A 15,257-nucleotide genomic window follows, 5' to 3' on the forward strand; every position below is an offset into this window, starting at 1 on the left:
CCAGCGATGCCATCTTCTCGGTCTGCATCATCTGCAGCTGAGACTGCTTCAGCTCGTCGTAGGCCTTCGCCAACTGCTGGGTGCGCTCGCCCACCTGATGCTCGAGGGTCGCGTAGCTGTGGCGCAGACGCAGCGCCAGGACCAACAGCACGAGCAGCAACATGGCCGCGTAAGCGATCAGCGCCAGCCGGTAGATCTCGGCACGCCGGAAGATGTCGGAGTAGCGCTGGGTATAGGCGTTGAGGATATCGCTCAGCGTGGACGTCGGCGCATTGACGATACCGAGCAGCGCCGCGTCCCGGTTGGGAAGTTGCTGCAGGATATAAAGGATGTTGGCGCCGAGCGCCTCGACCAGCTTGAAGGTATCGTTGTCCGCTCGTGCGGCCGAATCCTGCGACAGGCCATCCAGGCGATCCTGCAACTTTTTCGCGGAATCCTCGCTGCCATCGTGCAGGTAGAGGAACAGCAACAGGCGCAGAGCGTTGGCCTGGGTCTCCATCGCAGCCGAATGGCCGGAAAGACGGTTCAGCTCGAAGACGGCCTGGTCCACCGTATCCTTGAGGGTGGCATTCAGGGAGAGGAACTGTTCGATGAGTTCCTGCTTCTTGCTCTTGGCGCCGTAGTACTCCAGGACCAGTGCAGCCTCGTCGCCGTGGCCGAGGCGAGCCGGGTCCGCTGGACTGGTACCGCTGGCCTTGATATCGCCGAAAACGCGATCTTCGGTCTCGCGGATACGGGCCTGGACGCCGGCGATCGCATGCTCCTCCTGGGGAAGTTCCTGGCGTGCCATGAGCAAGCGGACATTCAGTTGCATGTCCAGCTCCTGCAATTCACGAATCGCGTCACGAATTTCATAGTGCTCACGCCAGTTGACCGCCTGGACCTGCGAAAGCAGGAAGACAAGTACCGCAACAGCCACTGCAGCCAGCAACCCTCCCCATACGAGAGAAGAGCCGATCATCCCACGCATCAAGCGCCCGAACCCGTACTGCTGCATCTGAACTCCCGAACGGAACCCCATACTCCGCCAAGACCGCGTGATCAGCCGCATCCGGCGAAGACCGTGGCAGACATGAATATCCGGGCTTGGATTGCGATAAAAGCGTACAGATCGTCAGGACAAGCAGTCGATCAGCCACGCCCTATTTATTGATCAACCTTTCCCTACTCCGCGTAGGGCAAACATCAGACGAATCGGCCCCACCCTGGATGGAATGCGTCCACCACGCCGCCCACAGCGCCGCTCGCAATCTGGCGGGGTGCGACGAGAAATGGAGTAGCTGGCGTTAGCACGGGGAAAATACGGGTTGCCAACCTCGTCGGCAAAATGGATGCACGGAGGCGAAGAGCCCCCATGGAGCTAAAAAAATCAGGATATCCCTACCAAGAAGTAGTCCTTGCCCACCGATATTCACGATGGCATCGGGCCAGGAAGATGAAGAATGTCGCAAAACTCAGCGAAAGAATGTTGGTAGGACGGCTCAACAGATGGTCTCGGCGAAAATAATACTAACCTTCAGTTGAAAAACTCTTTCGCAGTTCACAGATCGGCAGCCAAGCGAAATCGCCGGCAATCCAGATATCTGGCCCCGGAGGAGAGCAGCAGGGATAGCTATCGGAGAGTCGAGGCGGCGAGCGGAGTCACCTTCATGTGCCAGCAGGCGGACACGCCCGACGGGGCGGAAGGCCGGTTACCCGCCTCCGCCCCGTTTCCAGCGCAACGAATCGCGCACGTGCCCTCAATAAAAGCCGACGAAGTTGAGGAACCAGCCTTGGTAGCGATAATCCAGCCGGGTCAGGTCATCGCTGAAGTCGGTGAAGTTGTAGCCGGCACCGACCCGGAAGTTCTCGCCGACATCGCGGTCGACACCCACCAACCAGCCCTGACGCATGCCACCGTCCTTCACATCCAGCACCCGGTATTCGCCGAGGGCGCTCCAGGCGCCTTGCAGGCGATAGCGCATCTGCGCCGCCGCCAGGCTCGCCCGACTGTCGAACCATTCGCCTTCCAAGCGCCCCGCCCTGGCCTGCCCCAGCCGCTCGGCGAGCTTGCCGGCAAACTCCCAGCGCTGGTCGAAGCGGTATGTGCCTTCCAGCGCGAGTACATGGGAGCGCTGGTCGAAGCGGGACACATCGCCCTCCTGGCCCAGGGTGGACAGGTCATAGAGGTAGGTGTACTTGCCGAGCAAGCCCCACCGCGTGTTGTCCGCCGGACGCCAGGAGAAGCCCAGGTTCGACTCGACGAAACGGGCGCCGGCCCGGGTGTCGATCTGGTCGCGGGTATCGGAGATGTTCAGGCGACCGGCGATGCGCCAGGATTCGTCGAGCTTGTGCAGCATGCGATGGGTCGTCAGCCATTGCCGGCGCTCCTCCGCGCCGGTGTCGCGGCGGTACTCCAGGGCGCTGCTCCAGGTGGTCTTCGCCGAGACATGGCCACCGCGCACGCTGAGCGCATGACGGTCGACGACGCCGCTGACGGCCTCCAGCTCGCCTTCCTGTACCGTGAAGCCGTAGTTCCAGCCTTCGACCGGGTAGAAGTCCATGCCGAAGGTGTGGGCGATGCCCTGCTCCTCGCCGGACTTGAGCCACTGGCTTTCATTGAACAGGCTGGCCTGGTTCGACAGCCGCCAGCGCTGGCCAAGGGTCAGCCCGCCCGGCTTGCCGCCGAACAGCGGATCGGTCTCCGCGCTGGAGTCGGTGGTCACCGTGTAGCCGCCATACAGGCTGTGGTCCGCGGCGACCCGGTATTCGCCATTGACGCTGGCGGCATTGCCGCGATCACCGCCGGTCACTTCCGCGCCGACGCTGGAGAGATCGCCGAACAGGTACTTGCCGCCGAGCGTCAGCGCATCGTTATCGCGATAACGGCCATTGTCATTGTCGAGGGTGAGCTGGCCGACGCCGTAGACCTCCAGCGACGGGGTGATCCGCCGGGTATAGCGCAGGGCCCCCAGCGTTCCCTCCACCGCATCCGATGAGCGCGTCTCAGTGGTCTGGCGCAACTCGGCATCCAGCTGGTCATCTTCGCTCAATTGCCAGCCCGCGCCGATCTGGGCCTGGTCGAAGCGATCGGTACCGCGCTCGGCACGGCTCGCCCGTCCGGACAGTTCCAGCGTCTCGCTCAGCTCGCCGGAGAACTCCGCACCCTTCTCCACCACCGGCATACCGATGTCGAAGCGGCTGATGGAATAGCCGGAATCCACCAGCCGGTACCAGCCGGCCAACGCCCACTCGTTGTCGAGCAGCCCCAGTTCCTTCAGGTTGGCCCGCGCTTCGAGCGCCTGGGCATCGCCTTCGCGGCGACCGTTCGGGTTGAGCCGGGCGAAGCTCAGGCCGCCGTTGTCCGAATAGAACACCGGTGCGGAGGTGGATTCACTGTGGGCCTGCTCCAGCTTGAGGTAGGTGCCGCGCCCCGCCTGCAGGGTGGTATCGACGCCCATCAGGCGGTAATCGTCGCCGGCCCGGTTTTCATCGACGTAGGTGCCGCCCAGGGCCAGGTGCTCGCCGAACCACTGCTTGCCACGCAGGCCGCCGGTGACTTCGCCGTAGCGGATGCCGCGACTGAGGTATTCGTAATCGACCAGCAGGACATTGGTGTAACCGCCCAGCGGCGTGTCGCGGGTCAGCGTCGGCGCATTCTCCCGGCTGATCTGCAACAGCGGCCGGGTCAGGATCATGCGCCCTTGCAGCTCGTCCAACTGGTAATCGACGTCGCGGACCAGCGCGGTGCGCGCCTCCACCCGGCCGGTGGTCGGGTCGCGCAGCTCCAGCACCACCTGTTCGGAGCCCCGGAGGATATCGGTATGCCGCAGGTAATAGAGGCTACCGCCGGTGCCGAGGAATTCGCTGTGCCCCAGCGACGTCTGCGCTTCCGAACCGAACACCCGTACTTCGCTACGCGCCTCACCCAGTTCCGTGCTGTCGCGGCTGCGCCACTTCAACGCGGCCCCGTACAGGCTGCGCACGTACTGGGCGTACTCGGTGCCGGTCAGGCCGGTCTGGAAGTTGCCCCAGAGCGCCTGGTTCCGGTCCCAGTCGACCCGGACGTAGAGCTTGCCCTGGGTGTCGACGTCGCGCCGGGTGGTCGAGTCGTCGCCGTAGACCGGGTAATAGGCATCCGGGTCCAGGCGCCGGAAGATGTCCTGGGCATCGGCCCGGAAGAAGCCGCTGAACAGGTCGCCGGCCCTTTGCTCGCGTGTATCGGCCTGGGCCGTGATCAGGTATTTGCCACGGATCTTGCCCTTCAGATAGAAGCCCAGCCGGCCATCCACCAGGAAGTCCTCGTAACGGTCGTCCGCGGACAACGCTTCCACTGCACCGCTGACGCGGTTTTCCGAGGCGGTGACATCGGCGATCGCCACCAGGAACAGGTAGCGGCCGGTGACGTCCACCTGCAACTGCCGGTCGATTGCCTTGTCGCGGTTACGCAAACGCAGGTCGAAGGTGTGGCTGCCCACCGGTAGCAGGTACTCTGCGACGAACTTACGCTCCAGATCGACCGGCACCGGCTGCCCGTTGATGCTCAGTTGGTAGCCGTCCGGAATGTCCTGGCCGGACAAGCGGACCCGCGAGCCATGGATCGGGATGTTCTGCTGGCGCAACGCACTGCCGCGCCCGTAGCTTTCGGACAGCAGCCGGCGGCTCTCCAGCGCCTCGGCGGAAAGATCGCGCAATTCGCTGCCCGCCGAAAGTCGCTGCTGTTCGAGGCTGCGGCGGCGGTCTTCGGGACGCACCAGTCGTATGCGCTGCGCCCAGGTCTCGTCGACACTGCCGTCCGCACCGTAGGCCCGCAACACGTATTGCAACTCATCGCCCTGGCGCAGGCGGGAGCCTTCCGGCAGGTCGATGTTCCAGGTCAGCTCGCGGGAAACACCCGGCTCGATGGCCTGCGTCGCCAACGGCGTGACCCGGTCGACATCGCTGCCGCGATAAAGCACCAGCTCCATCCGCTCGATGAACCCGGCGTAGTTGCTGTAGACGTGGAAACGCACCGGCTCGGTCAAGCGCCCTTGGGCGAACGCCGCCTGCGGGTTGCCCTGGACGTTCAGCACCGGCTCGGTCAGCGCAGGGTCCTCGGTGGCCCAGATCGAGCCGCCGCCTGGCAGTTCCAGAGTGAGCCGTGCCGACGCTTTCCCCGGCGGCACCTGTTGCAGATCGACGGTTGCCCGGCGTTCGCGCGCCAAGCCATCGGTATCCGGCGAGGAACCAACGGATAAGGGTTCGCTTTCCCCCTTGCTGATCACCCGGACCACCGGTTGGCCATCGTTGGCGCAGCCCTGTGCGTCGCAGGCCAGCGGACCGCGGGTTTCCGCCTGTGCCGCACCCATCGTCAGGGCGAAGAAGATCGCCGCATCCAGTGGTTTCAACGGCAGGCCATGGTTGACACGGTATTTACGGATGAGCTGGCTCATAGCGCGCCCTCCCGCACCGGATCGAGGCTTCCGTGATCAACCTCCACCCTGAGCCTCGCCCTCTCCCTGGGCGGCAGGCGTTCGGCGAGCGCGGCGAACAACGCCTTCGCCCGACGCAGCCCCAGGGCCTGGTTGTAGGCCTGGGAACCGCGACGATCGGCATGTCCGACGATCACCAAACGGCTGTCCATCCCGGCGGCCTGGCGGGCCAGCCATTGCTGCGCGAGCTGATCCAGCAGAGCCCGATAGCGCGGGCGAACCTCGGCCTTGTCCGTTTCGAACAGCACTTCGCCCAGGCGCACCTGTTCACCGCTCAGCCGCAGAAGGCTGCGGGTTTCCGGCCGCACACGGATGCCAAGGCGTTCGCGCACCGTCGGAGAGACCTTGGCGAACAAGGCATCGCGCAACGCCTCGGCCCGGCGCAGGGCGAGAGCCGGTTGTTCGGCATGCCCTACCACATCCACGTCGCCGCCCTGGTGTTCGCCGAGGATGCGCACCATGGTGTCGATCGCCGGCGTGTACTCGGGACGGATTTCCGCACTGCCCGGCGCGAAGACAACCTCGCCCAGCTCCAGCTCGACCCGCTCGGGCGCGCGCCAGGGTTGCTCCGGCGCCTGCACGGCGAAATCGAAACGGACCGGCATGCCCTGGGTGATGCGCTTGACCTTCGGATTGCCATCGACGAAGCGGCTGCCGGGCGGCAAGGTCGCCGTGTCCACTTTCATGATGAAGTTGCGGCCCCGGCCGATATGCTCGACGTCCAGCCCTTCCAAGTGGAAACGCCCACGCGAATCGGTTTCCACCAGTAGCCCTTCCACCGTCCCCAGGCGCACGCCCGGCAGGCCCGGCTCGTCGACCCCCGTATTGACGATTTCGTAAGTCACCCAGTACTCGCCGCCATCGGCCACCGCGACATGGCGTGTAACACGCAGATCCTGAGTTCCGAGACCGCGCGCGGCATCCCCCTCACGCGCCACCGTCTCACTGCCGTCGGCGCGCATTTGCAGCAACGTGCCTTCGGCGCTGCGCAGTTCGAAGTCATCGGTGAAGGCCGGGCTGCGCAGACGCTGGCTGATGGTGATGCGCCGCTGCCCTGCCGGCTCGTCCGGCGAACGGCGACCGAGGAGGTCGCCCAGCACGATGCCGTGCAGCAACGGTGCGCTGGCGTCCGGCTCCGGGCGAGGCCCGTCGCCACGGTCCACCAGGGTGGAACCGGGCACATAGGCGTCCGCTGCGAAGCCGCCACGGACCTTCAGCCCGGTAGCCTTGGCGCTGTCCTGCCAGCCATCGCCGTCGCGATCCAGGAAGACCGTGCCGAGCACGCGGGCATCTTCGAACAGCGGATCGGCCTCACGCTGGACCGAGGCCCGCGCCACATTGCTGATAACACTGCCGGCGAGCATCAGGCGCGCACTGTTGACGTACTCGCCGCGAGCAGCGACGCCAGCGCCGACGCGCAGGAAATAGGTGATGGTCAAGCGCCCGCCGGCAGCCACGGACAGGCCCTCAACCCGCAGCGGATCGAGGCCGGCGAGGTGGGCGGCGCCATCGCGGTCGCTCACGGCCAGCGAGTCGTCGACATAGCTGAAGCCCGCCGGTGGCGTATCCACCAGCGATACACCGGTCAGGTCGGTGCTGCCGGTGTTTTCCGCCACCAGGGTGTAGCGCACCAGATCTCCGGTCTTCACCTTCTGCGGACTGGCCTGCTTGCTCAAGCGCACAGGCATGCTGCCGGCCACCGCCACCGTTGCCCGGGCGGTGTCGCAGATGCTCGGATTGAGCGCATCGCAGATGCGGTAGTCGAGCGTGTAGGTCCCCGGTGACGCGCTCGCGGCTACGCGGATCGCCCCGGTCGCCGGATCGAGACTGACATCCGGGCTGGAACTGCCGATCTGCTCCAGGGTCACCGCGCCCTGTGCCAGCGCGATGCCGTTCAGGGAGTCGTTGCCCAGGACGTTGCCCACCGCGCCGCCGGTCAGCGCTTCGATGGTCGAGGTGCTGTAGTCGTCGTCCAACGCGTCGATGATCGGCGGCGCGACCCGTACGGTGATGGTGGCGGTCGCGCAGTTATCCGGCACGGCGCGCTCGCAGATGCGGTAATCGACGCTGTAGTCGCCCGCCGGGGTGCCGGGGTTGACCCCGACGACACCGGTCTGGGTATCGACCAGCAATGGCGACGGCGGCGTGCCGACCAGTGTCAGGATGACCGTGGACGGATCGGCCACAGTTCCGTTCAGGCTGTCGTTATCGAACAGATTGCCCAGCGACGGATCGCCAGAAGCACCCGAGCCGGTGACGAAGGTATCGTCCGTTGCGGTGATTTCCAGGGCCGTCACCAACACTGTCACGGTAGCTTCGTCACAGTTGACCGTGCTCGCCGATTCGCACAGCCGGTAGACGAAGCTGTAGGAGCCCGCCGGGCTGCCCGGCTGCACGCCGACCTCGCCGTTCGCCGGGTCGAAGGTCAGCTCCGGCGGCAGATCGCCAACCAGGGTCGCGGTGACATCGGCCGGCGCCACCGTCCGGCTGTTCAGACTGTCGTTGTCGAAGACATTGCCGGCACGGGTTTCGCCGCGCGTCGGGGTATAGCGGTCGTCCACCGCATCGACGGTCGGCTCGCTGACCGTCACCGTCACGCTGCTCTGGTTGTCGTCCTGGCGCGACGTGGGTTCGCCGACGGTGGAGTCGTCCGTGGACAGCGCCACCGAGGCGTTGTTGGTGATGTTCCCGGCGCTCGTCGGCGCAGTGACCTGGACAGTCACGGTCACCGCACTGCCCGCCGAGCCGGCGCTGTTGGTGCCGGGCAGCGACTGGATGCGGCCGCTGAGCACGAACCCGCTCGCCGCATCGCCGCTGATGGTGATGCCTAGGTCGCCGCACACCGCGCCGCCGCTGGCACTGCCGCAGGTCACGCCGGCCGCGCTCAGGCCGCTGATACCCACGGGCACCCGGTCGGTGAAGGTCGCGTTGGTCGCGTCGTGGGTACCGCGGTTGCCGATCCGCAGGTTGTAGGTGAACGCCTGCCCTGCCCGCACGGCAGTGGCGGAAGCGCTCTTGGCGATAGACAGGTCGACCAGGCGCGGTACGTTGCTGATCGTGCAGTCCACCGTGTCGGCGAGTTGCAGCTCCAGGCTGGGCGGGTCGGCTGGATCGTAGGCGCCGCTCGGCAGCGTCGTGGTGGAACCCGCATTGGTGTTGGTACAGGCGATGCTACGGTCGTACTGGCGCAGCGTCGAAGCGCTGCCGGGGGCCATCTCCTCGATCAGGTTCAGGGTGTTGCCGGGCATTACCTGGCCACTGATGTAGGGATAGTTACCGGACGCACTGCCGCTGGTGGTGCGACTGGAAATGGTCGCGCCCACCACGTTCTCGATGCGGTAGACGAACTGATCGGCCGGCTCCAGACGCCCGGCCGGCAGGCGCTTGCGCAGACGCGCACCACCCCAGCGCAAGCCATAGGCGAAACCCTGGGACGCCATGGAATGGATCTGCCCGACGATGCTGAATGGCTGGCTGCCAGCCACATCCTTGCGGGTGGCCAGTACCACGGCATTCGCGTCGCTACGGGTTTCACCGCGGAAACGCACGCAGTCGATGGCCCCTTCGCAGACCGAGGTCGGGCCGCCATCTTCCGGCAGCGACAGCCGCGTCACCGCGCTGGCGGGCGCATCCCCAAGAAACTCCACCGTCTGCCAGGCGGTACCGCCGGACACCACACCGAAGTCCAGACGTTCGCCACGGGTGAAACCGGGCAGCCCGTTGCTGTTCAGGCGCTCGGCATCCGCCACCACGATCTCGTAGGGCTCGATCACCTCGGCGCCGGCTGGGTTGAACAGACGAATGTTCGTCAGGGTGACCACGGTCCCGTTGGCACTGCCGTTGGTTTCCGTGTAGAGCGCCGCGGCGTTCGGTGTCAGCAAGCGATAGAAGTCGGTGTCGCCGCTGAAGTTCGAGCCGGTCCAGGTCGGTGCCTGGGAGACCTGAAGCGTCCCGCCGTTGCTCACCGCCATATGCAGACGCAGAGTGGAGCCGTCCGGCAAGGTGAACAGGTAATCGTCGTTGTAGCCGGACGCGAGCACTTGGCCGGCGCTACCGAACTGCAGCCAGCAGATTTCGTCGGTGTGCTCGCCCCGGGAGTTCGGGTCGGACAAGCGGCACTCGCCCAGTACTTCCGCCGATGCCTGGGGCACCTGCAACAGGGTGAGCATCAGCGAGAACAGCCAGGCGAATCCAATCCGCCGATTTGAAGCCCACCGTTCGAACGACCATCCGAATCTGCGCCGATGCGCCCTGCTGTTTCGTTGCACCACAAATCCTCGCATGTCGAGCACGTGATACCCGCCGCCCAGGGGCTGGCCGGTATCGGTTGAGAACGCGAATGCGAGGCGAAAGAAAAAAAGGAGGCAGGAGCCCGATTGACCTCCTGTGCCCTCGACCGCCAGCACTCGCTGTCAGGCGGAGCGCAAATTGTCAGAGGGCCTGGAGGGCCACTATCAGGCGATCTTGATTTGGTGGTAAGGCGCAGCCATCGAGGCTCGGAAAATTCTGATATTCCCGGGCAATTCAGTCGTCTTTATGGCGAATTGCCCCATCGCCGACGCCAATGTGCCAGCTAGGCCACTAGGAAAATTCCTAAGTCGAGCCCGGCCAGTGTCGGCCAACAATTTGTCTGACCTGTGCACCAATACGCTTTTGTCGAAAGGCTCAGGCACTGTCGCGCAGGACGACTTCGAACCCTACGTCGATCCGCCGTTGTGCAGGCGGCTCGCCACGCATCAGGCCGAGCAGCATTTCCGCCGCCAGTTGCCCGATGCGGCCGCGCGCGGTCCGCACGGTGGTCAACGCCGGATGCACCCAAGCGGCGGCCGGCAGGTCGTTGAAACCGGCGATAGCCAACCGCTGCGGAACGGCGATTTCGAGCTGGCGCGCACGGAACAGCGCGCCCAGGGCCACGTCGTCGTTGTTGAAGAAGATCGCATCGACCTGCGGGTGCCGGGCCAGCAAGCGATCCAGCAGATCGGCGCCGAGGCCGATGGAGGACAGCTCCGACGTCAGCAGCTCCAGATTCGGATCGTAGCGCCCGTGCTCGCGCATGGCCTGGCGATAGCCTTCAGCGCGCTGCAGGGTGCGCGGGTCGAGCTGCGTCGCGGCGAAAGCGATGTGCCGATAGCCCCGCTCGATGAGTGCACGGGTCATGGCTGCACCCGCCTCCACTTGGGAAAAGCCGACGCAGTAGTCGTCCTCGGTGTCGCTCAATTCCATCAAGGTGACGACGGGCCCCCGGCAACTGCCGAGGATTTCACGCGCCGCGTCGCTGCGCTCGAAGCCAGTGACCAACAGCCCGGCCGGCTGATGCGCCAGGAAAGCCCGCAGCAACCGCTCGTCCTCCTCGACGCGGTAGTGGCTGACGCCGATCATCATCTCGAAACCGGCCGGCATCAGGACCCGCTGGATGGCCTCGACGGTATCGACGAATACCGAGTTGGACAACGACGGGATTACCACCGCCACCAGGTTCGACTTGGAACTGGCCAGCGCCCGCGCCGCCGGGTGCGGCACATAGCCGAGTGCCTTGACCGCCTTCATCACCTGCTCGCGCAACGCGTCCGATACCCGCTCCGGCTGCGACAGCGCCCGCGAGGCGGACATCAGCGAACAACCGGCGGCCTGGGCCACATCGGACAGGGTGACACGTTCGGCGGAGCGGCGACGACGTTGGCTCATGATGGTTCCATGGCAAAAAGGCCCGCGATTCTAGCGCGACCGGCACACCGGCGGGCAGCGCTGGACGCCCGCCCCACCAAGGGCGGACATCCATCGGCATCACTGCGGTGCTTTCTCCAGCTCGGCCTGGACCTGCTGGAACAGCTCCGCGCCCACGGTGTCGATCACCTTCTGGATCGCCGGCTGAGCCTGCTCGCGCATGCGCTGGACTTCCTCGGCGCTGATCTCGTTGACCTGCATGCCCTTCTCCTTGAGCTGGGCCAAGGCCTTGGCCGCTTCCTCGCGGGTGTCCTTACGCTCGAAGTCGCGAGCTTTCTTCGCCGCTTCCATGAGGATGTCCTTCTCGGTCTGCGACAGACCATCCCACCAGCGCTTGGACACGGTGACGATCCACGGGCTGTACACGTGGTTGGTCACGGTGAGGTACTTCTGCACCTCGTAGAACTTCGACGAGAGGATGGTGTTGTAGGGGTTTTCCTGACCGTCCACGGCCTTGGTCTCCAGCGCGGTGAACAGCTCGGAGAACGGCAGCGGCACTGCGTTGGCGCCCATCCGGTTGAAGGTGTCGAGGAACACCGGGTTCTGCATCACACGCAGCTTGATGCCCTGAAAGTCCTCCATCTTCGCGATCGGTCGCACGTTGTTGGTCATGTTACGGAAGCCGTTTTCCCAGTAGACCAGGCCAACCAGACCCTTCTCTTCCAGCTTGTCCATGATCTGCCGGCCGACCGGACCGTCGAGCACGGCGTCGGCCTGCTTCTCGCTGCTGAACAGGAACGGCGTGTCCCACACCGCCATTTCCTTGGTGATGCCCACCAGGGTGGCGGTGGAACCCACCATCATTTCCTGGGCGCCACCGATCAGCGCGTTCTGCATCTGGTCATCGGAACCCAGGCTGGCCGCGCCGAAGGTACGCACCTTCAGCTTGCCGTCGGAGGCCTTGGCCACTTCCTCGGCGAACAGCTTGGCCGCCCTGCCCTGGTTGCTGTTCTCGTTGAGGCCGTAGCCGAAGCGGATCATGCGCGGACGGATGTCGTCGGCCTGCGCCGACAGGCTGGCGAGGGGGCTGAGCAGAACGGCGGCAGCCAGGGCGGAGATCAGTGAACGTCTCATGGGGCGATACCTTTGTTGTTGTGGGATGAGGACGGGTTGGGCCTTGCCGGAGCAAAGCGAGGGTTTACCCCGGCGCCAGGGCGCCAGGCGGAACAAGCGAAGGCGATCAACGCAGCCATGCCAGCGGCACCGTGACGACCTGCGGGAAGGCGATCAGCAACGCGACGATGGCCAGGTACACCAGGAAGAACGGCATTACCCCGCGCACCAGCACCTCCATGCGCAGGCGGCCGATGCCGCCGACCACGTTGAGCACCGTGCCCACCGGCGGGGTGATCAGGCCGATGGAGCCGATCAGTACGAACATCACGCCGAAGTACACCGGGTCGACGCCGGCCTTGACCACGATGGGCGACAGCACCGGAGCGAGGATCAGGATGGTCGGGGTCAGGTCGAGCACCATGCCCACCGCGATCATCAACACCATGATCGCCAGCACCAGCAGTTGCGGATGATCCGCCAGCGGGCCGAGCATGGCACCGATCTCGTCCGGCAGTTGCGCCAGGGTCACCATGTACGCGGACACCGTGGCAGCGGCGCAAAGGAACATCACCGAGGCCGTGGTGCGGCTGGCGCGTGTCAGCGCCTCCACCAGGGTGGTCCAGTTCAGCTCGCGATAGAGCAAGGTGGACACCGCCAGCGCATAGACCGCGGCCACCACCGCGGCCTCGGTCGGGGTGAAGATGCCGAAGCGCAGGCCGCCGACGATGATCACCGGCAGCATCAGCGCCGCCGCGCCGTCCACCAGCGCGCGCCGGCGTTCGGCGGCGCTGGCCTTGGGCGGGGTCGGCTCGGTGAAGCCACGGGCGATCAGCGACCAGGCGATGATCAGGCCGACGCCCATGATCAGACCGGGCACCAGTCCGGCCATGAACAACTGGCTGATCGAGGTGTTGGTCACTACCCCGTAGATTACGAACGGCATCGACGGCGGGATGATCGGCGCGATGATCCCGCCGGCCGCCACCAGGCCCGACGAGGCATGTAGCGGATAGCCACGCTGGCGCATCATCGGCAGCAGCAAGGTAGCCAGCGCCGCGGTATCCGCCAGCGCCGAACCGGACATGCTGGCCAGCAGCACGGCGGCGGCAATGGCGACGAAACCCAGCCCGCCGCGCAAATGGCCGACATAGGCCTGGGCCATGGCGATGATCCGCCGGGAAATCCCGCCGGCATTCATCAGTTCGCCGGCCAGGATGAAGAACGGCACGGCCAGCAGCGGGAAGCTGTCGGCGCCGGCCAGCAGGTTCTGCGCCAGTAGTTGCACGTCCCAGAAATCCAGGTACCACATCAGCACCACGCCAGTGAGGATCAGGGCGAAGGCGATGGGCATCCCGAAGGCCATGAAACCCAGCAGTGAAGAAAGGAAGACGGCGACAGTCATCAGGTCCTCGTGGGCAATGCCCGATTCTTATTGGAGGTAAAGCGCGACTCAGTCGGCCGTGACATTAGCCAGCGGGCTGGCCAGCTCTTCGGGACGGCGCCAGACGTTGACCAGTTGGACCAGGGCCAGCAGCACCAGCACCGCCATGCAGGCCAGCACCGGAACCATCGCCAGCACCACGGGGTAGCCCACCACCGGGCTCGAATTGCTCCAGCCGAACTGCACTTGGTTCCAGGCGCCGAGGGTAGACAAGGCGCTGGCGACCGCCACCAGCAGCCAACTGACGGAATCCACCAGGCGCCGAGCCAGGTGCGGGAAGCGGTCGCGGATCATGCTGAAGCGCATCAGCTCGCCGCGCCGCATGCTTGAGGCGACGCCGACGAATACCAGCCAGACGAAGGCCAGCCGCGACAGCTCCTCGGCCCCGGCCCAGCCGGTACCGAAGGCGTAGCGCGCTACTACGTTGCCGAACACTACCACCACCATGAAGGCCATCAGCACCGCCATCAGCCCATCGGTAAGGCGGTCGAACAGCCGCGCCATACCGCCGCTATAGATGGGCTCGCCGGTCAACTGGGGTTGCACGCCGGGGATATGGTTAGCGCTATCATCGGGCTGCGCGGAAAAATCCACGCGCGCCTGAATCGCCTCCCCCACGGAGACGTGGCACACCCAGGCACACACCTCGGCGACCACCGCCTGGCGAGTCTGGGAGGCATCCACGCACAACACACCGGGCTCGCCTTCCGGCGACTCGAGGGTGGCGAACTGGCTGTCGACCAGGGAAGTCGGCATGAAATGACCGGGACGGGCCCCGACCCGCTGCAGCGCGGTGGGGTGATCGATGCTCAGATGAGCGAAACGCAAGCCGGGAACGGCAGCACGCAGGCGATCGCGATAAGCGCGCTTAAGCGCCGAACAGGCCAGCACGAACCCTTCGCCAGCCGCCAGCGCGGCCTGCATTTCGACAATCAGCGCGTCCAACCAGTGGATGCGGTCTTCGTCTCCAAGGGGAATGCCGGCGCGCATGCGCTCGACGTTTTCGCGGGGGTGGAAATGGTCGGCCTCGATATGTCGCCAGCCGAGTTCGGCGGCGACGGCCTGGCTGACGTCGCTCTTGCCGGAACCACTGACACCCATCACCACCAGGGTGCGGCGTGCCGGCTCTTCGACGCGGGCAGGATGGACAGTAGGCATGCGCTCTCCAGGGACCCCATCGATGTGAGGTCGTTCATTGTTTGGCGCGATGGTAGCGCTAACAATTCTATCCGGCAAGCCAGGGGAAAGAGAGGTTTGGGAAAAGACGACGAATGAAATGCCCCGCCAGCCCACAAGTGGGCTGAAGGATGCAAGAGCGGATTCATCGGTGAGTGAAAGGCATGCGCTCATACCGCGTCGGGCGTGTGAGCCGATGCCCACAACGATCCGTAGGAGCGAGTTCTGCTCGCGAAGCAAGATATCGCCGAACGCACGAATCGCCAGCAGAGCTGGCTCCTACAAAGAGCTTGCCTGCTCTGGGGTGTGTGACTGTCGGGATAGAAGAGAAGCAAATCCGCGGTCATCGATACAACCGCGGATAAAAACCGCTCGACAACGCGGAGAACGCGTTGTCGAGCGGGCGAAGT

7 protein-coding genes are annotated in these 15,257 nt (G+C 65.3%); all 7 read right to left on the reverse strand.

The genetic code is table 11. From position 1 onward, the window contains the following. On the reverse strand, positions 1–997 hold a 997-nt coding region (locus tag BZL41_RS06490; protein ID WP_143518033.1), incomplete at its 3' end, for a DAHL domain-containing protein. A 742-nt stretch (positions 998–1,739) separates the two neighbouring features. Continuing rightward, a complete protein-coding gene (locus BZL41_RS06495) occupies positions 1,740–5,411 on the reverse strand; it encodes a hypothetical protein (RefSeq protein WP_095598528.1) in 3,672 nt (1,223 codons plus the stop codon). After that, complete coding sequence (locus tag BZL41_RS06500) at positions 5,408–9,619, reverse strand: OmpA family protein (protein ID WP_168190957.1); 4,212 nt, start codon at positions 9,617–9,619, stop codon at positions 5,408–5,410. The genes BZL41_RS06495 and BZL41_RS06500 overlap by 4 nt, the downstream gene beginning before the upstream one ends. A gap of 496 nt (positions 9,620–10,115) precedes the next feature. Then, positions 10,116–11,135: a LacI family DNA-binding transcriptional regulator gene (locus tag BZL41_RS06505; RefSeq protein WP_095598530.1), complete on the reverse strand. Its 1,020-nt coding sequence runs from the start codon at positions 11,133–11,135 to the stop codon at positions 10,116–10,118. Between the two features lie 99 nt (positions 11,136–11,234). After that, positions 11,235–12,248: a TRAP transporter substrate-binding protein gene (locus BZL41_RS06510; RefSeq protein ID WP_095598531.1), complete on the reverse strand. Its 1,014-nt coding sequence runs from the start codon at positions 12,246–12,248 to the stop codon at positions 11,235–11,237. A gap of 106 nt (positions 12,249–12,354) precedes the next feature. Further along, positions 12,355–13,632, reverse strand: a complete 1,278-nt coding sequence (locus BZL41_RS06515) for a TRAP transporter large permease (RefSeq protein WP_095598532.1) — start codon at positions 13,630–13,632, stop codon at positions 12,355–12,357. 48 nt (positions 13,633–13,680) lie between these two features. Continuing rightward, entirely contained in the window at positions 13,681–14,829 is a 1,149-nt protein-coding gene (locus BZL41_RS06520; protein ID WP_256578090.1) for a gluconokinase, GntK/IdnK-type, read from the reverse strand. Between the last annotated feature and the right edge of the window lie 428 nt (positions 14,830–15,257).

Source organism: Pseudomonas sp. PIC25 (genome assembly GCF_002286785.1).
GTDB lineage: Bacteria > Pseudomonadota > Gammaproteobacteria > Pseudomonadales > Pseudomonadaceae > Pseudomonas_M.

Excerpts from the sequence above, each read along its gene's own strand:
- BZL41_RS06495 (WP_095598528.1), bottom strand. The coding sequence starts at position 5,411 with ATGAGCCAGCTCATCCGTAAATACCGTGTCAACCATGGCCTGCCGTTG.
- BZL41_RS06500 (WP_168190957.1), bottom strand. The coding sequence starts at position 9,619 with ATGCTCACCCTGTTGCAGGTGCCCCAGGCATCGGCGGAAGTACTGGGC.
- BZL41_RS06505 (WP_095598530.1), bottom strand. The coding sequence starts at position 11,135 with ATGAGCCAACGTCGTCGCCGCTCCGCCGAACGTGTCACCCTGTCCGAT.
- BZL41_RS06510 (WP_095598531.1), bottom strand. The coding sequence starts at position 12,248 with ATGAGACGTTCACTGATCTCCGCCCTGGCTGCCGCCGTTCTGCTCAGC.
- BZL41_RS06515 (WP_095598532.1), bottom strand. The coding sequence starts at position 13,632 with ATGACTGTCGCCGTCTTCCTTTCTTCACTGCTGGGTTTCATGGCCTTC.
- BZL41_RS06520 (WP_256578090.1), bottom strand. The coding sequence starts at position 14,829 with ATGCCTACTGTCCATCCTGCCCGCGTCGAAGAGCCGGCACGCCGCACC.